The sequence below is a fragment of the Streptoalloteichus tenebrarius genome (genome assembly GCF_024171885.1).
GTDB classification, from domain to species: domain Bacteria; phylum Actinomycetota; class Actinomycetes; order Mycobacteriales; family Pseudonocardiaceae; genus Streptoalloteichus; species Streptoalloteichus tenebrarius.
In genome coordinates this window covers 267,927-288,470 of record NZ_JAMTCP010000003.1, presented here as the reverse complement: position 1 = coordinate 288,470, position 20,544 = coordinate 267,927, and the positions used below count along the sequence as shown (strand labels likewise).

The window sequence follows — 20,544 nt, the reverse complement described above, 5'->3', positions numbered from 1 at the left end:
GTCGTCCCGCGGGTCCGTCCCGCGAGATCCGTCCCCGTGCCGGTCGTCGTTCCCGGGTCCTCAGCCGCTGGCCAGGCCGGCGGCCGGGGCGATGCGCCCCGCCGTGCGGGCCGGCCCGAGCGCGGAGAGCGCGGCCAGCACGACCACGGCCACGGCCCCGATGCCGAGCGTCCACACCGGCGCGGAGGGCATGGCTGTCTCCGAGAACCCGAACAACACCAGCCACGAGTAGCCGGCGCCGAGCACACCGCCCCCGACCAGGCCGACCAGCGCGAGGATCACCGCCTCGGCCACCAGCCCGTGCCGCATCGCGCGCCGGTGCACACCCAGCGCGCGCCGCAGAGCGAGTTCCTTGCGGCGTTCCTGCACCGAGATCGTGAGCGCGGTGCCGATGCCGGTGACGGCCACCGCGACCGACAACCCGAGCAACACGGCGAACAACGTGGACACGACCTCGAACTGCGTGCGGTCCTGGGCCGCCCTGCCGGCCTTGGTCTCGACCAGCACGGTGGGCTGCGCGGTCAGCGCGCGGCGAACGCTGGCCTGGTAGGCGGCCTGGTCCGCGCCCGGCCGCAACGCCACCAACACCGTGTCGGGGGCGGCGACACCCGGATCGGCGAGCAGCACCGCGGGCTGCATGAGCGAATAGGAGTAGGTGCCGGCGAACCGCAGCTTGCGTGGGCCGCCGGGCAGACCGTCGACGGTGAACTCCTGGCCCGGCTGGAGGCCGAGCTGGGAGGCGATCGCGGGATTGGTCATCGCCGCGCCCTCCCCGAACCGGGAGAGATTCTCGCCGGAGATGCCGACGCGTGCCAGGACGTCCTTCGCCGCAGCGGGGTCCGCGCCCGCGATGCTGATCTGTTCCGCACCGCCACCACGGCTCGACTTCTGGCCGTCGCCCTGTCGATCCGGCACCGTTCCCGTAGTCACGTGCAACGCCACGGTGGCAGCGACGCCCTCCCCCTGCGCGGCGGCCCGCACGGCCTCGGCCGACAGCGGACGGCTGCCCGAGTCCTGCACGACAGCGTCCGCGCGGGGCTGCCGCGCTCCCTCCTCGGAGACGGCGGCGAAACCACCCATCGTGGTGAGACCGAAGGTCACGAGGGCACTGGCCAGCACGAGCGGCAACGCCACCGCCGCCGCCCGGTGCGGCACCCGACGCACCTCCAGGGCCGCCAACCGCCAGGTCGTCCCGCCGAGGCGACCCGCGGCGGCCCCGAAGAGGCGGCTGATCCACGGCACCGTGACCGGCCCGAACGCCATGAACAGCGCCACCACCGCCGCGATCGCCGAGAACAACGCCGCCATCGGCCCCGCCATGCTCCCCCTGCCGAGCAGCGACACGACAGCGCACAGCACGGCGACGCCAGCGGCCGTCCAACCCAGGACGTGGCGGCCCCGGCTCAGCGCCCGCTCCGGCGGAGCCTCCTCCGCCGTCCGCAGCGCGACCAGCGGCGGCACCAACGACGCCCCCAACGCGGGACGAACCGCCGCCACCACACTCAACACCGCGGCTGTGACAACGCCAGCGACGAAGGCCGACGAGGTCGGCAGCAGTGGCGGGTCCAACTGAACGGCGCCGAGCAGGGCAGAGACCTTCGTCGCGTCGAGCACCTGAGCGAGCGCCCACGCGGCGGGTCCGCCGAGAAGCGCGCCGACCACCCCGGAGAACGCGCCCGTCAGAACGGCCTCGACCAGGTTGGCCACCACCAACGGACCACGATCGGAACCCAGGCACCGCAACAACGCCGTCTGCCGCTGCCGTTGCAGATACACAGCCCGGAACGTCGCCGCCGCCACGAACACCGCCGTCGCCAAGGCGAGAATGCTGAACAACAGGAAGGGGTCCACGCCGCCGCTCTCGATGCTGGGCCTGGCCTCCTCAGGCGACACCACCTGGAAGGCGGAGCCGACCACCCCGCTGACCGCCGCGCTCACGGCCGCCACGTCAGCGCCGGGTGCGAGCACGAGGTCCAGCTCGGACGTCGTGGTCTTCGGAGCGATCCGGGCGGCCAGGGCCGGGCCGCCCACGAGTCGGCGCTCCTCGCCCGAGCCCCGCAGGGTGATCCCGCTGACCACGACCTCGGTCGGCCGCCCCTGCGCGTCCGCGACCGGCAACGTCGAGCCCGGTCGCAACCCGCGGTAGTGAGCCATCACCCGGTCCACGGCGACCTCGCCGTCCGCCGCCGGAGACCGCCCCTCCGCGATCGGAATCCGACGCAACGCGTCGTCGGCGACCTCGACGTCCAGCACGGCCTGTCGGGCGCTGGACCGTCCCTCGTCGAGCAGCAGGTCGACCCCGGCCTCCCGCACCGGCACCACCCGGCGGACGCCGGGGACCGCCGCGAGCTTCGACTCCAGGGCCCCGAACGCCTCCGACACGTCGGCCATCACATCCGCGGGCTCCACGACGAGCCCGACAGCCGCCGGGATGCGGGGCCTGCCCTCCTTCGAGGCGCCGCGCATCGCGTCACCGAGCAGGAGGGAGGCGGTCAGGCAGGCGACCCCCACCACGAGGGCCACGCCGGGCAACAGGGCGCGGCCAGGGCGCCGACGCACCTCGCCCAACACCACCCGCAACAGGGTGATCAGGTTCACGGCTTCGTTCGTCCTTACTTGTTCGTTCGTGCGCGACGTGTTCGTTCGTCCGCGACGTGTTCGTTCGTGCGCCACGTGTTCGTTCGTGCGCCACGTGCTGACGCGACCGCGGCTCAGTCGACGGCCAGCGCCTGGAGGGGACTCGCCTTCGCGGCGCGCTGCGCGGGGACGACGGCCGCCACCAAGGCGAGCAGCACCAGGCCGACGGCGACGACCGCGAGTTGGAGGTACGGGATGCTGACTAGCTCGAACTCCCGCAGCGCCCGCACCCCGAGCACGCCGAACAGCACCCCGAAACCAAGACCGAGCGCGGCCGCGCACGCGCCGAAGACGGTCGCCTCCCACGCGAGGACCGCCCGCAGCCCGCTCCGGGGCAGCCCCAGCGCCCTGAGCAGCCCGGACTCCTGGGTGCGCTCGACGACCGACAGCGACAGGGTGACGCCGACGCCGACCACGGCGACCAACACGGTCATCCCGACCAGGCCGAGCGCGATCAGCATCAGCGTGCGCAGGGTCCGTTCCCATTCGGCCCTCCCCGTACCGGGGACCTCCACGGTGACGTCGGCGTTGCCGGCCAGGGCCGTGTCGACGGCGCGGCGCAGCGCGGTGAGGTCGGTGCCGGGAGCCGGGTCGACCAGCACGGTCCGCACCGGCGAGCCGGGAGCGACCCTGGCCAGGTCGGACGGGTGCAGGCTGATCAGCCCCAGAAAGCTGGCGTTCCGGTAGATCGCCGCGACGGTCACCGTGACCTCGCGGCCCTCGCGCCGCACGGTGATCTGGTCGCCCACGTGCTTGCCCAGCCTCTGGGCGATCCCGTCGAACAGGCCGGCCCTGCCGGGCCCCATGTCCCGGACCGAGCCCTCGGAGACGACGCCGTCGGCGAGACCGGGGAACCGGGCGGTGTCGACGCCCGACACCCACGCGCTCCGCATCGGGCCCACCTCCGCCTGCGTGTCGGACACCTCAGCCACCGGCCCGGTCTCCGGGAGGTCGGCCAACGTCCGCCCCAGGTCGCGGGGCAGGCCGGTGTCCGAGCCGGTGGCGGCCTCCCGCACGACCAACTGGGCGGGCAGGCTTCCCGCCACCCGGGCCTCGCTGTTGGCGCTCAGGGAGCTGATCCCGACGAGGACCGCCGAGACCAACGTGACGCCGAGGGTGAGCACCGCGGTGGTGGCCGCGGTGCGCCGGGGCGCGCGCGTCACGTTGCCGACCGCCACCCGGCCCGGCACCCCGCCCAGCGCCCGGATCGGCCGGGCGAGGGCGCGCGCCAGCCACGACAGCACCATCGGCCCCGCCGCGAGCAGGGCGGCGAAGGCCAGCAGCCCGGACAGCGCCACCGTGGCCAACGTCAGGGTGGCCCCGTGGAGGACGTTGAGGGCGAGCACGGCCACGGCGGCCGAGGCGAGGGCGAGCAACCCGGCCAGGCCCCACCGCGGGCCGGTCGACCCGGTGTTGGCGTCGGAGATGCGGGCGGCGCCGAGCGCGGCGACCGGGGGCACGCGGGAGCCGGTGATCGCCGGGGCGAGGGCGGCCGCCATCGTCACCACGACGGCGATGCCGACGCACACCGCCATGCCGACGGGCGAGACCTGGAGCGCGGGCAGGGGTTGGTCGACACGGCCGCGGACGACGGCGAGCAGCCCGTGCCCGAGCAGCACCGCCAGGCCGACGCCGAGCGCGCCCGAGACCAGGCCGGACAGCGCGGCCTCGGCGAGCAACGACCGGACGACCTGGCCGCGGCTGGCTCCGACGCAGCGCAGGAGCGCGGTGGCGCGGCGCCGTTGGGCGACCACGATCCGGAACGTGGAGGTCACGACGAGCGCGGCGGCCACCATCGCCAGACCGGCGAAGACCGAGAGCGCCGCGAAGAGCGCGTCGATGTCCCGGACGCGCTCCTTCAGCTCCGCCTGGCGGAGGGCGGGGCCGCTCTCCGCCGTGCCGGAGCCGTCGAGCGCCCCGCGGACGTGGGCGGTGACCGTGCCGGCGTCGACGCCCGGCCGGGCCGCGACCAGCACGCTCGTCCAGCCCCCGCCGAGCAGGTCACGGGCGGTGTCCGGGGTGGCCACCACGGTGTCGGCGCCCTGCTGGAAGGGGGCGCGGACGACCCCGGTCACGGTGAACTCACGGGGCGGGGGCTGGGGCTGCCCCTTCCGGGGCTCGGCGGGCCGCAGCAGCACCCTGTCGCCCACTCCGAGCCCGACCCGCTCCGCCGCCTCCTGGGTGACCGCGACCTGGTCGGACCGCTGGGGAGCGGCGCCGAGGGTCACCCGGTGGCTGGTCAGCGGGCCGGAGAAGGGGTCGCTGGCCAGCCGCCAGAACCCGTTCTCGGCCGTGTGACCGGGCCGGGCCACGACCACCTGGCCGACCCGGACGGGAACGACCTCGGCGACCCCGTCCACCTCGGTGAGGGCGTCCGCGGTCGCCGCGGGCACGCCGTACTCGTCCGGCGGGCCGTTCCTGGGCGGGCTGACGACCGTGGCGGCCGCGGCGGGGACCGTGGTGAGCCCGTCGGTCAGCGCCACCCGCAGCGTGGACGTGAAGATCAGCGAACCCGCGGCGAAGACGGTGGCGACGACCACCGCCAACCCGGTCAGCAGCAGGCGGGCCGGCCGGTGCCGGACCTCCGCCAGCACGGTGCGCAGCAGCGCCACCTCGTCACACTCCCAGGCGGCGGAGCGCGTCCAGCACCGCGTCCGGCGTCGGCCGGAAGATCTCGCCCGCCAGCGCGCCGTCGGCGAGCAGCACGACCCGGTCGGCGTAGGAGGCGGCCACCGGGTCGTGGGTGACCATCACGATCGTCTGGCCGTAGTCGTGCACCGAGCGCCGCAGGAACCCGAGCAGCTCGTTGCCGGAGCGGGAGTCGAGGTTGCCGGTGGGCTCGTCGGCGAAGACGACGTCGGGCCGCGTGACCAGCGCGCGGGCCACGGCGACGCGCTGCTGCTGGCCGCCGGACAGCTCGGACGGGCGGTGCCGCAACCGCTGGCCGAGGCCGAGCACGTCGACGATCTGGTCCAGCCACGGCTGGTCGGGGCGCCGGCCGGCCAGCTCCAACGGCAGCAGGATGTTCTCCAGCGCGGTGAGCTGCGGCAACAGGTTGAACGCCTGGAAGACGAACCCGACCCGGTCACGCCGCACCGTGGTGAGCTGGCGGTCGCCGAGCGCGGTGAGGTCGGTGTCGCCCAGCAGGACCCTGCCCGAGGTGGCCGCGTCCAGACCGGCGAGGCAGTGCATGAGGGTGGACTTGCCGGAGCCGGACGGCCCCATGATCGCGGTGAACCGGCCGGCGTGGATGTCCAGCGTGACCCCGGCGAGCGCGTGCACGGCGGCCTCGCCCCGCCCGTACACCTTCCTCAGCTCGACGGTCCGCGCGGCGACGCGAGCCGCGTGCGCGCCGGTCGCCCGTCGCGCGTCCAGCCCCTGCTCGGTGCTCAACCCAGCCTCCTGGTCAACGTAGGACTGTCGGTTGCGACCCTAGGAATCGCCCACCCGTTCGGGCGTCCGCCGGTGGTCGCGACCCGTCATCCGCCCCAGGACTGACAGGAGATCAACCCGGAGTCGCAGGACCCCCGAGTGTCGCGCTCGTCGTGCGACCATCGGACGGGTGAGCGCAGCCGAGGAACAGGTGGCGATCTACGACGCCGAGGGGAACCCGGTCGGGGCACTGCCCCGGGCGAGGATGCGCGCGGAGGGCCGCTGGCACGCGGCGGCCTCGGTGCTCCTCCGGTCAGGCGACGGCCGCCGGGTCTACGTGCACCGACGCACCGAGGACAAGGACGTCTACCCGGGCATGCACGACTGCTGGGCCGGCGGCGTCCTCCTCGCCGGAGAGGAGCCGGCGGCGTGCGCGCGCCGGGAACTGGCCGAGGAACTCGGGGTGCGCGACGTCCCGCTCACGCCGCTGTTCCGGCTCCCGTTCGTGGACGGCACCATCCGCTACCACGCGTTCACGTACGAGGCCCGCTGGGACGGCCCGGTGATCCACCAACCGGAGGAGGTCGCGGAGGGCGGGTGGATGTCGCTGGATGACCTCCGCACCCGCCTGGCGGACCCGACCTGGCCGTTCACCCCCGACGGCCGCGCCCTGTTCCACGCATGGGACCGGCGCCAGACCGGCCACGGCCAGTAGCTCCGAAGCCACCGGACGGCGGCGTGGCGGGACTGGGCCCTGGGAACTCCGGGGAGGTGCCGCCTTGTTCGTGGCGACGAGTTGACCGAGCAACGAAGTCCCGAACCGCACGGGAATCAGGGCGCCACCAGAACGCCTCGTGCGGGCACCATCACCGGACAACCCTCTCAACCCATGAGGGCCTCACTGGCGACTTGGCTGGGTTCGCACACCGCACCTGACCAATCATGAGATGCGTTTCCGAGCCCACCGCCGGCAGCCTCTGGCTCTTCCCTCAGGCGTTCCTCACCAGGCTCACGCCGCCCACCACGACCAGCCCATCACCCGAGGACAGCCCCCACCCGCCCTGGGGGGCGAGCCCCGCTCCAGCCTATCGGCTCCGCTCCCCGCCCGCTCCCAGCAAAGAACGACCTGTGGATAACGGCAGGAACAGGACAGGGAAATTCACCCGGAAATCAGGTCGTTGGGCCGCATTCCCCCGGGCCTGTGGATAACTGGGACGTCGAACTGGCGCCGAACTGGCGTTTGGTGTTTCCTGGAGGGTTGCCATTCGGCCCGTGACCGGGAGACTGCCGGTTCTTGCCGAGCCACTTGTCCCCACCCGGTCAACCCGCCCCTGACGTCAGGCAGCCGATCCACAAGACCCGGTCGGCAGGACCCGGTCGACAGAAACGCGCCCGACCTCAGCGCGCGTTCAGGGCCTCGACCGCCTTGGGGGCGAGCTGCGTGAGCAGTTCGCGTGAACGCGCCTCCGTGCTGGCCGCGACCTCCAGGTCCGTGAGCAGCGACCCCTTGGCCACCAGCACCCGGCAGGCAGGCCGTCCCTTCTCGCACCAGGCGACCTGCGCGTCAACTCCGGCGCCCGCCGCGAGCGGCACCTCGGTCGCGCACCCCGTCACCCGCCTCGCCCGCCGCACCAGGTCGGCGGCCGAGCCCTTGTCGGCGGCGCCCACGTACTGGACCAACGGCACGGCGGTCCGCACCCCCTGCCAGTCGGCCTGCCGGCCCGACCGCAGCGCGCGCCCCAGGTCCACGTCCGACACGCACGCGGGCAACGCACGCGGGTCGGCGGGCCGGGCGGGGGTGACGACCTTGAAGCCCTCCGGGCCGAGCACGGACTCGGTCAACAGCGCCCTGGCGACCCGCTGGCCGTCCTGCTGCTGCTCCGAACGGGACGGGGCGGCCGAGGACGGCGTCCCCGAGGTGGACGACCCGGTGGCCGGGGCGGACGACGACGGCGGCGCGGCGACGGACGAGCCCTGCGCCGCCGGTTGGGCGTCGGCGTAGTAGCTGCCGTCGGAGAGGTCGTTGGGCCGCCCGGAGCAGCCGCTCACCAACATCACGCCCAACACCAGCAGAAGCCCTCGCCCGCGCAAGCAGAACACCTCCGACCACCGCACACCGACCGTCGGCAGGGTAACGATCAGCCTCGAACGCGCGTCCCCCACCCGTGCGGTGCCGGGGTCGGACAGCATCGCCCCAGTGGAACCGAGGCCCCGAACAGGCGGCGACCCCCGCCCGGAAGGGGCGAGGGTCGCCGGGGAGCGCGAAGGCGCGCTACAGGTACTGACCGGTGTTGGTGGCGGTGTCGATCGCCCGCCCCGCCTCCTGGTTCTTGCCGGTGACCAGGGTGCGGATGTAGACGATCCGCTCGCCCTTCTTGCCCGAGATCCGCGCCCAGTCGTCCGGGTTGGTCGTGTTGGGCAGGTCCTCGTTCTCGGCGAACTCGTCCACGATGGCGTCGAGCAGGTGCTGCACGCGCAGGCCGGGCTGCCCGGTCTCCAGCACCGACTTGATCGCCGCCTTCTTCGCCCTGTCCACGATGTTCTGGATCATCGCGCCGGAGTTGAAGTCCCGGAAGTACAGGACCTCCTTGTCACCGTTGGCGTAGGTGACCTCCAGGAACCGGTTCTCCTCCGTCTCGGCGTACATCCGCTCGACCGTGTGCTGGATCATCGCCTCGACGCACGCCTGCTTGTCGCCGCCGAACTCCGCGAGGTCGTCGGCGTGGATCGGCAGGTCGGTGGTCAGGTACTTGGAGAAGATGTCCTTGGCCGCCTCGGCGTCCGGCCGCTCGATCTTGATCTTCACGTCCAGCCGGCCGGGCCGCAGGATCGCCGGGTCGATCATGTCCTCGCGGTTGGACGCGCCGATGACGATGACGTTCTCCAGCCCCTCGACGCCGTCGATCTCGCTGAGGAGCTGGGGCACGATCGTGGTCTCGACGTCCGAGGAGACCCCGCTGCCCCTGGTGCGGAAGATCGAGTCCATCTCGTCGAAGAACACGATCACCGGGGTGCCCTCGGAGGCCTTCTCCCTGGCCCGCTGGAAGATCAGGCGGATGTGCCGCTCGGTCTCCCCGACGAACTTGTTCAGCAGCTCGGGGCCCTTGATGTTGAGGAAGTAGGACTTGGCCTGGCCGTCGTCGTCCCCCCGGGCGGCGGCCACCTGCTTGGCCAGCGAGTTCGCCACCGCCTTCGCGATGAGCGTCTTGCCGCAGCCGGGCGGGCCGTACAGCAGCACGCCCTTGGGCGGGCGGAGCTGGTACTCGCGGAACAGCTCGGCGTGCAGGAACGGCAGCTCGACGGCGTCCCTGATCTGCTCGATCTGCCGGGACAGGCCGCCGATGTCGACGTAGTCGACGTCGGGGACCTCCTCCAGCACGAGGTCCTCGACCTCGGCCTTGGGCACCCGCTCGTACGCGTACCCGGCCTTGCTGTCGACCAGCAGGGAGTCTCCCGGCTTGAGCGGGGAGTCCAGCAGGGAGTGCGCCAACAGGACGACGCGCTCCTCGTCGGCGTGGCCGACGACGAGCGCCCGACTGGCGGTGTCCTCGCCACTCTCCGTGAGCAGCTCGCGCAGGGTGCAGACCTCTCCGGTCCGCTCGAAGGAGCCGGCCTCGACCACGGTCAACGCCTCGTTGAGCCGCACCGTCTGGCCCAGGCGCATCGACTCGTTGTCCACGGCGGGCGACACGGCCACCCGCATCCGTCGCCCCGCGGTGAACACGTCGACGCTGCCGTCGTCGTGCGTCGCCAGGAACACGCCGTAACCACTCGGTGGCTGGGCGAGGCGGTCGACCTCCTCGCGCAGGGCCATGAGCTGGCTCCGCGCGTCCTTCAACGTCTCGACCAGTTTGGCGTTGCGCTCCGTGAGTTGACTGACGCGGTTGGATGCCTCGGCCAGGCGCTGCTCCAGCAACCGGACGTGGCGGGGGGACTCGGTGAGCTTGCGGCGCAGCAGCGCCACCTCGTCTTCCAGGAAACGGATCTGCGCGGTCAACTCAGCGGCGCTGGCACCAGTGTTCAGCTCGCCGCCCTCATCGGGTCGGCTGCCGGGACGGTCGTGCTGCATGTCGGCACCCTCCTCCCGTGCTACGTACACCCACGGTACCGGCGATCACCGACTAGAGCGGGTTCGTCCATGCCGAGCAAACGAGCGCTTACCCTAAACCGCTCACTTGGCGGGACGAACTACTCCATCTCGGTGTCCTGTGGAACCGGCTACCCACTACGGTGCGTCCTAGCCCTCGGCGCTGCCGGCCCCGGTCCGGGCAGTGTCACAACCAGCTCCGTGGAGCCTCAAGGAGATCGTGATGTCCGTCCCCCCGCAGCAGCCAGGGCCGTACGGCCAGCAACCGGGCGAGTGGCCGCAACAGCCCGGCCAGCCCCAGCCCGGCGGCTGGGGTCAGCAGTCCGCCCAGCCCGGGCAGCCCTACGGCACCCCGCCGGGTGGGTTCGGCCAACCGGGTCAGCCCGGCCAGTTCGATCCGTCGGCCCAGCCCGGCCAGTTCGGGCAGCCGGGCGCGTTCCCCGGCCAGCAGCCCGGCCAGACCGGGCAGTTCGGCCAGCCGGGTCCGTTCGACCCGTCCGCCCAGCAGGGCCAGTTCGGCCAGCCGGGCGCCTTCCCCGGTCAGCCGGGTTTCCCGGGCCAGCCGGGCGCGTTCGGTCAGCAGCCCTTCGGCATGCCGGGCGCTCCTGAGCCCAAGAAGAAGAAGGCCCTGCCGTGGGTCCTGGCCGGCGGTGGCGTCGTCGTGATCGGCGCCGTTGTCACGCTGGTCCTCCTCCTCACCGGCGGCTCGTCCGCGCGGAGCACCGCGGAGTCCTTCCTGAAGGCGGCCGAGAACAAGGACTACGACGCCGCCGCCCAGTACGTCTGCACCGCCAATCGCGACACCATCAAGAAGAGCGCCGAGAAGCGGGAGAAGGCGCGCAAGGAGTACGAGGAGAACATGAAGAAGCTCCCGGCGGAGGCTAGGAAGCAGGCCGAGGAGCACTTCAGCAAGGAGCTCAACGCCACGTACAAGTTCACCGTCCTCGACGTCAAGGAGGACGGGGACAAGGCGACGGCCCGGGTCAAGCGCGAGAAGACGATGGCCGGCGAGACGAAGAGCGAGGAGGACGACATGAAGTTGGTCAAGGAGGACGGCGACTGGCGGGTCTGCGACTGACCCCGCCCCCCTTTCCCGGGAGCATCGTCTCGCGTCGGCTCTGACACCCAGGGTCAGCACGGGGGGAACCCTGGCGCACCTGTAGTAGTCGGGCACACACGATCTGCCAGCGACCCGGAGTAGCCATGTCCCACCCGTCCCAGGCAGGACCGCACGACCCGCGACAGCAGGGCGGCTGGCCGCAGCGGCCCAGCGGACCGCAGTCCGGCGGTTTCCCCCAGTCCGACCCGTTCGGGCAGCCCGGCCCCCTCCCGGGTCAGCCGGGTGAGGTCGGGCAGCTTGAGCAGCCCTTCGGCATGCCGGGCGCGCCCGAGTCCAGGAAGAAGAAGGCCCTGCCGTGGGTCCTGGCCGGCGGCGGCGTCCTCGTGATCGGCGCCGTCGTCGCGCTGGTCCTCCTCCTCACCCGCGACTCCTCACCGCGCGGTGTCTTCGACTCCTACGCCGATGCGGTGGGGAGCAGGGACTTCGAGGCCGCCGCCCAGCTCACGTGCGTGGCGAAGCGCGGCGAGATCAAGGGTGTCGGAGAGAAGCAGGCGAAGGCGCGCAGGAACCTCGAGACCGTCGGGGAGCTCCCTCCCGACCTCCGCGAGGAGCAGGAGAAGGAGCTCAGGAAAGTCGCGGACCTCAGGATCAAGCTCACGCTCCTCGACCTCACCGAGGACGGGGACAGGGCGACGGCGCGCGTCAGGGTCGAGATGACCTCGGGCGAGGAGTCGAGGTCCACGGAGGACACCATGACGATGGTCAAGGAGGACGGCGACTGGCGGGTCTGCGACTGACCCCGCCCCCTTCCCCGGGCCATCGTCTCGCGCCGGGCTCTGACACCCAGGGTCACCGCACAGGGACACACCGCACCCGATCATCGGCCGATGGTCGGGTGCGGTCTCATTTCCGCAGTGTGTCGGCGGGAAACGAGCCCGGCGCACCGCTTCACCCTTTAGGTTGGTCGGGTCCGCGCGCGATCTCCCAGACCTGAACCCGGAGCAGCACCGTGACCTATCCGTCGCAGCCGGGGCCGTACGACCCGCAACAGCAGGGCGGCTGGCCGCAGCAGCCCACCGGACCGCAGTCCGGCGGTTTCCCACAGCCCCAACCCGGGCAGACCCAGCCGGGTGGCTGGGGCCAGCAGCCGGGCCAGCCCCAGGGCGGCTTCGGGCAGCCGGACCCCTACTCACAGCAGGGCCAGTACGGCCAGCCCGGCGCCTTCCCCGGCCAGCAGCCGGGCCAACCGGACCAGTTCGGGCAGCCGGGTCAGTACGGCCAGCCGGGCTCGTTCGGCCAGCCAGGCCAGCAGGGCCAGCCAGGCTCCTTCGGGCAGCCGGGTCAGTTCGGGCAGCAACCCTTCGGCGCTCCCGGCTTCCCCGGGGGCGGCGGCACGCCGCCGCCGAAGAAGAAGCGGACCGGCCTGGTGATCGGCATCGTCCTCGCGGTGCTGGTGTTGGTCGGTGGCGGGGTCACCGCCGTCGTGCTGCTCACGGGCAAGAAGGACGAGCCCAGCGCTTCGGGCGGCTCCGGCAAGACCACCAGCTCCTCCCCCACGTCGACGTCGGCGTCGGAGCCGAGCACGGGGAAGAGCAGGTCGGCCACGCCCAGCACGCCCAAGGATCGGCCCGGTTCCGGTTCCCCCGACCCAGCCGCCCAGGAGCTCGCGAACAAGTTCGCCGTGTTGTTCCAGACCGCGCTCAACCGGGGTCAGAACTGGTCCGAGGAGGATATCCGCCCGTTGGTCTGCGCCAAGGTCCTCGCGGAGGCCAGGGAGAAGGGCACCTTCGGTCAGAAGGGCGAGGCCGACCCGACGGCGAAGGTCATCGCGACCAACCTCGTGACCTCCGGCGACACCGGCTCGTTCACCCTGAAGATCGAGTCGGGCAAGAACCAGAGCGGGGAGCTGCCCGCCCCGATCGCCAAGGAGGCGGGGCGCTGGGTCATCTGCCAGAAGTGACCCGCGACCCGCACACGAACCGCCCGGCCACTCCTGGTGGCCGGGCGGTTCTCGTCGTGTCGCCTCTCGTGGTGTCGCCGGGTGTCGGGGTCGTTCAGCCCCGGCTGGGGCGGCGCTGCGGCTTGGGCGGCACCACGCCCTCGGCGAGCCGGCGCGCCGTCAACAGGAACGCGGTGTGCGCGACCATGCGGTGCTCGGGTCGCACCGCCAGCCCCACGACGTGCCACGGGCGCAGCAGGGTCTCCCACGCCTGCGGCTCGGTCCAGCACTGCTGCTCCCGCAGCGCCTCGGTGACCTTGGACAACTGCGTGGTCGTGGCCACGTAGACCACGAGCACACCGCCGGGGACCAGCGCCTGGGACACGGTGTCCAGCACGTCCCACGGCGCGAGCATGTCCAGCACGACACGGTCGACCTCACCGCTGTGCTGGGTGACGTCCCCGACCGTGAGGCTCCAGTTCGCCGGCCGCTCCCCGAAGAAGCGCTCCACGTTGCGCACGGCGTGCTCGGCGTGGTCCTCGCGCACCTCGTAGGAGGTGACGCTGCCGGTCTCACCGACCGCCCGCAGCAACGAGCAGGTCAGGGCGCCGGAGCCGGCGCCGGCCTCCAGCACGCGGGCGCCGGGGAAGATGTCGCCCCACATCACGATCTGGGCGGCGTCCTTGGGGTAGATGACCTGCGCGCCCCGGGGCATGGACAGCACGTAGTCGGCCAGCAGCGGGCGCAGCGCCAGGAACTGGGTGCCGCCGGCGGAGGTCACCACCGACCCCTCCGGCCGGCCGATCAGCTCGTCGTGGGCGAGCACGCCGCGGTGGGTGTGGTACTGGCCACCGGGTTCGAGGACGACGGTGTAGCGCCGGCCCTTCGGGTCGGTCAACTGCACCCGGTCGCCCACCCGGAAGGGGCCGCTGGCAGTGCTCACGCGCGTCGAACCTCCACGTTCACCATTGGTCGGACCAGCGGGTCATCGTCGCAGACGAGCGGGGCGGGGAGGAAATCCCGGGGGCCGGGTCAGCGGCGGTTGAGCGCGGCGCGCAGGTCCTCCCTGCGCAGCACGCCCGCCGGTCGGCCCTCGGCGTCGACCACGAGGAACTGGAAGGCCGGGGTGCTGCCCACGCGGTCGGCGACCTCCTCGCCGGGCTCGGAGTCCAGCAGCACCGTCTCGGGCCGGATGGGTTCGGCGGCGCGCTCGGCCGGGGCCAGCGGCGTGACGGCCGCCAGCTCGGCGGCGGCGTGCTGGTCGAGCAGGCCGGCGGCGACCCCGTCGGCCCGCACGAGCACCACGCCCCGGCCGGCCGAGGCGGCCAGCGCGTCGGCCACGGGGCTCTCGGCCGGCAGTTGCAGCACGGGCCGGACCAGCTCGGACAGCAGCAATCCGTCCGGCCAGCGGCGGCGTTGCTCCGCCGCCAGCTCGGCTCCGGCGCCGACGACGACGAACCAGGCCATGAGGGCGCACACGCCCAGCCGGAGCCACTGGTCCTCCACGCCCTCGGCCAGGCCCATGGCGGCCCAGGCGACCAGGGCGGCGGCCACCAGCCCCGCGCCGACGACCCCGGCCCTGGTGCCCGCGCCGCGCCGGCCGGTCAGCGCCCACACGGCGGCGCGCAGCACCCGACCGCCGTCCAGGGGCAGGCCGGGCAGCAGGTTGGACACGGCGACCAGGCCGTTGGCGACGGCGGTCTGGAGCACGAGCAGGCGCAGCGGGCTGAGGCCCGGCTCGATCAGGAAGAACAGGCCCAGCGGCAGGGCGGCGAGCACCACGGAGACGGCGGGGCCGGCCGCCGCGACCACGCCCTCGTGCCGGGGCCGGGTGGGGGTTCTGGCGATCTCGGTCAGCCCGCCGAGCAGGTAGAGGCGCACGCGGTGCACGGGAAGGCCGAGCCGCAGCGCCACCAGGCAGTGCCCCAGCTCGTGCAACAGCACCGAGACCCCGAGGAGCAGCGCGAACGCCACGGCGAGGAAGACGGCGGTCCCGAACCCGACGCCGGGCAGCAGCCGCTCCACGAACGGGACGTACAGCAGGACGATCACGGCCGCGCCGAGCCACCAGGACGGCGCGAGCAGGACGGGAACCCCGGAGACCCGGCACAGCACCAGTCCGCCGACCGGCTGAGTCGGCTGCGGCGATCGGCTGGCGGTGGGCACCCCGAAAGCGTAGGACGACCGGTGTGGGATGGCCGTGACACGACACCGGGGCCTCCACCCCTCGGCGGGGTTCCTCCCGCCTCACCGGCCTTCCACCAACCACCCCAGTGGACAGCCCCCACCCGCCCTGGGGGGCGAGCCCCGCTCCAGCCTATCCGCCCACCACGCCCCGTCACCAGGCGATGACGCCGAGCTGTGGATAACTCGACGGCCTGTGGATAACTCGGGGCGTCGCCCCCGTAGCCCAGGCAAAACCAGTTGACAGCGACAGCCGTGCCCTCACTCACGAAAGAGCGGCACCGCTCACCCGTTCGGGAGGAACACCAGGTGGGGACCACCGCGAACACCACGCACGAACCCCTCCCCCGCCAGGTCGCCGGTGTCCTGAGCACCACACTCCGGCCCCGGGGCGGCCAGGAGTGTCGCCACGGTGCCCTAGGGTGCCGAGCATGGCTGATGTGGTCGGGGAGATCCTGTCGTCGACGGACAGCGGGAACGGCGTCGACGACGAGGGACCGCGGCGGACGCGCCGGCCGGCCCTCTCCCCCTCCCGGGCCAGTGACTTCAAGCAGTGCCCGCTGCTCTACCGCTTCCGCGCCGTGGACCGCCTGCCGGAGAAGCCCACCCGCGCGCAGATCCGGGGCACCGTCGTGCACGCCGTGCTGGAGAAGCTCTTCGCCCTGCCGGCGGTGCGCCGGGTGCCGGACGAGGCGAGGGCCCTGCTCGAACCGGCGTGGCAGGAGCTGCTGGCCAGCCGCCCCGAGCTGTCCGGGCTGTTCGACGACGCCGAGGACGCCGACACCGAGCTGAGGGAGTGGCTGGCCTCGGCCACCCGGCTGCTCGACCACTACTTCGGGCTGGAGGACCCCCGGCGGCTGGAGCCCGAGGCGTGCGAGCTGCTGGTGGAGGCCGAGCTGGCCTCGGGCGTGCTGCTGCGCGGTTACATCGACCGGCTCGACGTGGCCCCCACCGGCGAGATCAGGGTGGTGGACTACAAGACGGGAACCGCGCCGAGGGAGATCGGCGAGGCCAAGGCGCTGTTCCAGATGAAGTTCTACGCCCTGGTGCTGTGGCGGACGCGGGGCGTGGTGCCGCGTCAGCTCCGCCTGATGTACCTGGCGGACCGCCAGTCGCTGGCCTACACGCCGGACGAGGGCGAGCTGCGCCGGTTCGAGCGCACGCTGGAGGCGATGTGGGACGCGATCCTGCGCGCCGGCCGCACCGGTGACTTCCGCCCCAACCCGAGCCGGTTGTGCGACTGGTGCGACCACAAGGCGTTCTGCCCGGCCTTCGGGGGCACGCCGCCGGAGTACCCGGGCTGGCCGGACCCGTTGGGTCTGGGGGTGGAGACCGTGCTGGACCGCGCGGACTGAAGCCGCCGACCCCGGGGAGTGGCTGACGAGAACCAGCGTGACGAAAGGCCAGCCCGGCCAGGCCCGTTCCAGCCCGTGAGGAGGCCCGACGGGCGGGCTCAGCGTCCGGATTCGTCACGTCCGGGAACGACCCGCGCCTGCCCTGTCGCCCGGTGCAACGTGCTGACCAGCCACGCGTAGAGCGGCAGCATCACGAGGTTGCTGACGAAGAGGTACCAGGGCGCGTCGCCGGCCGAGCCGTCGAGGCCGAGCTGTCCGACGGCGGCCGCGAGCAGGAACACCATGAGGTTGCCCATGGCGTGCAGGGCGATCCCGGCCTCCAGCCCGCCGGTCCTGACGGCGAGCCAGCCCAGCACGACGGCGTAGAGCATGAGGTCGGCCGCGCCCCACACCTGGCTGACCGAGTGCAGCGCCACGAAGACGACGCCACCGGCGAGGATGCCCGGCCACGGTGTGCGGAACCACGCGCCGAACGCCTGGATGAACCACCCCCGCGCCAGGTACTCCTCGCCGGCGGCCTGCAACGGGACCACGACGACGAGCACGGCCGCGCTCACCGCGAACCGCGGCCACCCCGGCCACCGCACCGCGGCCTGCTCGGCCTGTTCTCCCTCGACGAGCGTGGCGAGCAGCACGACCAGCAGCAGCGAGACGACCATCACGGGCGCGGCGACAAGCACGCAGCGGATCAACCAGCCCCAGCGCACGCGCCCGACCACCGACGACAGCGTTCCCGGCCGCCGTCGTTGCGCGAGCACCGCTGCGAGGAACACGACGGGGATGACCGACGCGATCGACAGCAGGCCCACGGCCGTGTCCCAGATCGGGTCGCCGAACCAGTGGCCGGCCTCGAACAGGACCGGAACCCCCGCGAGGGCGGCGACGACCGACGCGAGCACGATGACGACGACCATCGCGGTGATCCAGCCGACCGCGATCAGCAGTGTGCCGACGAGCGGCCGCCACCAGCGGTGGAGCGAGGTCCGGGCCATCTGGTCGTAGCCCGCGCCCGGCGCGGGGCGGGCGTGTTCGCCATCTCCGGTGACGCCCCCGACGGCCGGGGAGGGCGTCGCCGGGCGGAATGGTTGCCCGTGGGGGTCGGTCACCGAACGGAGTATCACGCGTCGCCCGGATTCCCGCAGGAGTCCCAGGAGCACCAGCAGCCCCAGCAATCCCAGAAGCCCCGCTGCCCCAGCAGTCCTCGGCCCGTCCAGCCGCCGCCCGTCCAGCCTCGGCCCGTCCAGCCTCGGCCCGTCCAGCCTCGGCCCGTCCAGCCGCCGCCCGCCGGACCTCCGCCCGCCCGACCTCCAGCCTCCGGCGCCGAGCGGCCCGCCGAATGCCGAGGGCCCCGCGCGGCGTCGCCGAGGCGACACGACGCGGGGCCCGAGAGACGATCACGCCCTCCGGTGGGCGGTCAGAGGCGGCAGGACCGGATGTCGGAGGCGAGGACGGCCTTGGCGCCCAGCGCCGCGAGCCGGTCCATCACGGCGTTGGCCTCCTTGCGCAGCACCATCGACCGCACGGCGACCCAGTCCGGGTCGGCCAGCGGGGCCACCGTCGGCGACTCCAGGCCCGGCGTCAGCTCGACGGCGGCGTCGAGCAGCCGACGGGGGCAGTCGTAGTCGAGCATCAGGTACTGCTGGGCGAACACCACGCCCTGGAGCCGGGCGGTGATCTGCGCCTTCTCCGGCGAGTCCGGCGCGCCCTCGCGCTCGATCAGCACGGCCTGGGACCGGCAGATCGGGTCGCCGAAGGCGACGAGCCCGTGCTGGCGGAGGGTGCGGCCGGAGCCCACGACGTCGGCGATGGCGTCGGCCACGCCGAGCTGCACGGAGATCTCCACCGCGCCGTCGAGCCGGATGACCTCGGCGTCCACGCCGTGCCGGGCCAGGTCGCCGCGCACCAGGCGCGGGTAGGCGGTGGCCACCCTCCGGCCCTCCAGGTCGCCGATCTTCCAGTCCTGGCCGGCGGGCGCGGCGTAGCGGAAGGTCGACCCGCCGAAGCCGAGGGCCAGCCGCTCGCCGACCGGGGCCCCGGACTCCAGCGACAGGTCGCGGCCGGTGATGCCCAGGTCCAGCTCGCCGGAGCCGACGTAGATCGCGATGTCCTTGGGCCGCAGGAAGAAGAACTCGACCTCGTTGACGTCGTCGATCACGGTGAGGTCGCGCTGCTCATGGCGCTGCCGGTAGCCAGCCTCGACGAGCATCTCGGACGCCGGTTGGGCCAGCGTTCCCTTGTTCGGCACGGCGACACGCAGCATGGCAGTTCGCTCCAGGTCGGGGGATGGTTCGGAACCGGGGCTCACGGACGGGAGCCGGGGCTCACAGGTAGCGGTAGACGTCGTCCAGGGTGAGGCCGCGGCCGAGCATGAGGACCTGCACCCGGTAGAGGAGCTGGGAGATCTCCTCCGCGAGCTGCTCGTCGGACTCGTGCTCGGCGGCCAGCCACACCTCGCCGGCCTCCTCGAGCACCTTCTTGCCCTGGGCGTGCACGCCGGCGTCGAGCGCGGCGACGGTGCCGGAGCCGGCGGGGCGGGTGCGGGCCCGCTCGGTGAGCTCGGCGAACAACTCGTCGAACGTCTTCACGGCCAGGAATCCTCCCATCCCGCCCGCCCCGGACCCCAGCCGGCCCACCCTCTGGACGGCCGCACCGTCACTGCTCCGAGCAGGTGAACGCCACGGGCCGGAAAAGAGCCGGAACACTACGGATAGTCACCACCCACGCCTCCTAAAGCACATATCACCCGACACTACCGATTTTCACTCTCAGTTGCCACCTGTTCGACGGATTCCGACTACTGGGAGTTGATGCTTTGCCGAGCTGATCCTGATTTGATGGGACCGTGCCACCGATGGCTGATGACGCTCCCGGGGAGCGCCTGCTGGAGCTGTCCGACGTGATCACGCCCATGGCGATCAGGGTGGCCGCCACGCTGCGGCTGGCCGACCGGATCGCCGAGGGCCGCACCACCGCGGCGGAGCTGGCCGAGGCGACACGGACGCACCCCGACGCGCTGGGGCGGCTGCTGCGCCACCTCGTGACGGCCGGACTGCTCGTCGAGCGACCCGACGGCGGGTTCGCCCTGACGGAGGTGGGCGAACGCCTGCGCGACGGCGCGGGGCTGCGCGCCTGGCTGGACGTCGACAGCGCGGTCGGCCGCGCGGACCTGAGCTTCGTGCGGCTGCTCGACGTGGTGCGGACGGGACGACCGGCCTACCCCGCGATGTACGGACGGGGGTTCTGGGACGACCTGGCGGTCGACCGGGGGCTGGCCGGGTCCTTCGACGCGCTCATGGCGGGGCAGATCCGCGCCGAGGCCGCCGCGATCCTGGCCGGCTACGACTGGGGCGGGGTGGGTCACGTCGTGGACGTCGGGGGCGGCAACGGAGCCCTGCTCGTCGCGCTCGCCACCGCGCACCCCTCCCTGCGGGGGACCCTGGTCGACCTCCCCGGCCCGGCCGAGGCCGCCGCCAGGGCGTTCGCCGAGGCGGGCGTCGCCGACCGGTGCCGGGTCGCGCCGGGCAGCTTCTTCGACGCCCTCCCGGTCGGCGGGGACGTGTACGTCCTGTCGTCGATCATCCACGACTGGGACGACGAGCGGAGCGTCGCCATCCTGCGGCGCTGCGCCGAGGCGGCGGGGCCGGGCCGCCGTGTGCTCCTCGTCGAGGGGCTCGTCGACGCCGGAGGCGACCAGCTCCCCCGCACCGCCATGGACCTGCGGATGCTCACGTTCATCGGCGGGCGCGAGCGCAGCGCCCCGCAACTGGCGGAGCTGGGCGCGGCCGCCGGCCTCACCCTGTGCTCGGTCCACACGATCTCGCCGTACCGGTCGCTGCTGGAGTTCACCGTCGACTGAGGCGCACGACGCGGCCGGGCACCCGACGTGTCCGGGCACCCGACGCGTCTGAGC

General features: G+C 73.0%; 16 protein-coding genes. 6 read left to right on the top strand and 10 right to left on the bottom strand.

Annotated features, from left to right (window positions below; genetic code table 11):
• Positions 1–60 precede the first annotated feature (60 nt).
• The 3 genes from LX15_RS04960 to LX15_RS04950 form a co-directional block, all read right to left on the bottom strand.
• Positions 61–2,598 carry an FtsX-like permease family protein gene (locus LX15_RS04960; protein WP_253668273.1) on the bottom strand — a complete coding sequence of 846 codons (2,538 nt, stop codon included), beginning with the start codon at positions 2,596–2,598 and terminating at the stop codon, positions 61–63.
• A gap of 113 nt (positions 2,599–2,711) precedes the next feature.
• Positions 2,712–5,249, bottom strand: a complete 2,538-nt coding sequence (locus LX15_RS04955; protein WP_253668272.1) for an FtsX-like permease family protein — start codon at positions 5,247–5,249, stop codon at positions 2,712–2,714.
• 4 nt (positions 5,250–5,253) lie between these two features.
• Entirely contained in the window at positions 5,254–5,952 is a 699-nt protein-coding gene (locus tag LX15_RS04950; RefSeq protein ID WP_372502318.1) for an ABC transporter ATP-binding protein, read from the bottom strand.
• Between the two features lie 247 nt (positions 5,953–6,199).
• Between LX15_RS04950 and LX15_RS04945 the strand changes: the two genes are divergently transcribed.
• Positions 6,200–6,724 (top strand): NUDIX hydrolase, encoded by a 525-nt coding sequence (locus LX15_RS04945; protein ID WP_253668271.1) that lies wholly within the window; start codon positions 6,200–6,202, stop codon positions 6,722–6,724.
• Between the two features lie 683 nt (positions 6,725–7,407).
• On the opposite strand, the gene LX15_RS04940 is transcribed toward LX15_RS04945, so the two are convergent.
• Positions 7,408–8,100 carry a hypothetical protein gene (locus LX15_RS04940; RefSeq protein ID WP_253668270.1) on the bottom strand — a complete coding sequence of 231 codons (693 nt, stop codon included), beginning with the start codon at positions 8,098–8,100 and terminating at the stop codon, positions 7,408–7,410.
• 181 nt (positions 8,101–8,281) lie between these two features.
• On the bottom strand, positions 8,282–10,078 hold the full coding sequence (arc, locus tag LX15_RS04935; RefSeq protein WP_253668269.1) for a proteasome ATPase: 1,797 nt from the start codon (positions 10,076–10,078) through the stop codon (positions 8,282–8,284).
• Positions 10,079–10,319: 241 nt separating this feature from the next.
• Here arc and LX15_RS04930 point away from each other — a divergent pair, with 241 nt between their 5' ends.
• From LX15_RS04930 to LX15_RS04920, 3 genes are all read left to right on the top strand, one after another.
• Positions 10,320–11,174: an Rv0361 family membrane protein gene (locus LX15_RS04930; protein ID WP_253668268.1), complete on the top strand. Its 855-nt coding sequence runs from the start codon at positions 10,320–10,322 to the stop codon at positions 11,172–11,174.
• Between the two features lie 125 nt (positions 11,175–11,299).
• Positions 11,300–11,953 carry an Rv0361 family membrane protein gene (locus tag LX15_RS04925; protein ID WP_253668267.1) on the top strand — a complete coding sequence of 218 codons (654 nt, stop codon included), beginning with the start codon at positions 11,300–11,302 and terminating at the stop codon, positions 11,951–11,953.
• Between the two features lie 212 nt (positions 11,954–12,165).
• On the top strand, positions 12,166–13,116 hold the full coding sequence (locus tag LX15_RS04920) for a hypothetical protein (protein ID WP_253668266.1): 951 nt from the start codon (positions 12,166–12,168) through the stop codon (positions 13,114–13,116).
• A gap of 94 nt (positions 13,117–13,210) precedes the next feature.
• Here LX15_RS04920 and LX15_RS04915 read toward each other — a convergent pair whose 3' ends face one another.
• Together LX15_RS04915 and LX15_RS04910 are read right to left on the bottom strand one after the other, a co-directional pair.
• The gene (locus LX15_RS04915) at positions 13,211–14,038 is read right to left on the bottom strand and encodes a tRNA (adenine-N1)-methyltransferase (protein WP_253668265.1); all 828 of its coding nucleotides are present in this window, start codon (positions 14,036–14,038) and stop codon (positions 13,211–13,213) included.
• 89 nt (positions 14,039–14,127) lie between these two features.
• Positions 14,128–15,261, bottom strand: a complete 1,134-nt coding sequence (locus LX15_RS04910; RefSeq protein WP_253668264.1) for a site-2 protease family protein — start codon at positions 15,259–15,261, stop codon at positions 14,128–14,130.
• A 449-nt stretch (positions 15,262–15,710) separates the two neighbouring features.
• On the opposite strand from LX15_RS04910, the gene LX15_RS04905 reads away from it, so the two are divergent.
• Positions 15,711–16,634 carry a RecB family exonuclease gene (locus LX15_RS04905; protein ID WP_253668263.1) on the top strand — a complete coding sequence of 308 codons (924 nt, stop codon included), beginning with the start codon at positions 15,711–15,713 and terminating at the stop codon, positions 16,632–16,634.
• A gap of 98 nt (positions 16,635–16,732) precedes the next feature.
• Here LX15_RS04905 and LX15_RS32970 read toward each other — a convergent pair whose 3' ends face one another.
• The 3 genes from LX15_RS32970 to LX15_RS04890 form a co-directional block, all read right to left on the bottom strand.
• The gene (locus tag LX15_RS32970) at positions 16,733–17,740 is read right to left on the bottom strand and encodes a CPBP family intramembrane glutamic endopeptidase (protein WP_253668262.1); all 1,008 of its coding nucleotides are present in this window, start codon (positions 17,738–17,740) and stop codon (positions 16,733–16,735) included.
• 308 nt (positions 17,741–18,048) lie between these two features.
• Positions 18,049–18,894: an ATP phosphoribosyltransferase gene (gene hisG, locus LX15_RS04895; RefSeq protein WP_253668261.1), complete on the bottom strand. Its 846-nt coding sequence runs from the start codon at positions 18,892–18,894 to the stop codon at positions 18,049–18,051.
• A gap of 61 nt (positions 18,895–18,955) precedes the next feature.
• Entirely contained in the window at positions 18,956–19,219 is a 264-nt protein-coding gene (locus LX15_RS04890) for a phosphoribosyl-ATP diphosphatase (RefSeq protein ID WP_253668260.1), read from the bottom strand.
• A gap of 266 nt (positions 19,220–19,485) precedes the next feature.
• Here LX15_RS04890 and LX15_RS04885 point away from each other — a divergent pair, with 266 nt between their 5' ends.
• Positions 19,486–20,490: a methyltransferase gene (locus tag LX15_RS04885; RefSeq protein WP_253668259.1), complete on the top strand. Its 1,005-nt coding sequence runs from the start codon at positions 19,486–19,488 to the stop codon at positions 20,488–20,490.
• Positions 20,491–20,544: the final 54 nt, after the last annotated feature.

What these genes read in the sequence shown, in the direction of transcription:
- arc (WP_253668269.1), bottom strand. Translation starts at nt 10,078, where the DNA reads ATGCAGCACGACCGTCCCGGCAGCCGACCCGATGAGGGCGGCGAGCTG.
- LX15_RS04885 (WP_253668259.1), top strand. Translation starts at nt 19,486, where the DNA reads ATGGCTGATGACGCTCCCGGGGAGCGCCTGCTGGAGCTGTCCGACGTG.
- LX15_RS04925 (WP_253668267.1), top strand. Translation starts at nt 11,300, where the DNA reads ATGTCCCACCCGTCCCAGGCAGGACCGCACGACCCGCGACAGCAGGGC.
- hisG (WP_253668261.1), bottom strand. Translation starts at nt 18,894, where the DNA reads ATGCTGCGTGTCGCCGTGCCGAACAAGGGAACGCTGGCCCAACCGGCG.
- LX15_RS04905 (WP_253668263.1), top strand. Translation starts at nt 15,711, where the DNA reads ATGGCTGATGTGGTCGGGGAGATCCTGTCGTCGACGGACAGCGGGAAC.
- LX15_RS04930 (WP_253668268.1), top strand. Translation starts at nt 10,320, where the DNA reads ATGTCCGTCCCCCCGCAGCAGCCAGGGCCGTACGGCCAGCAACCGGGC.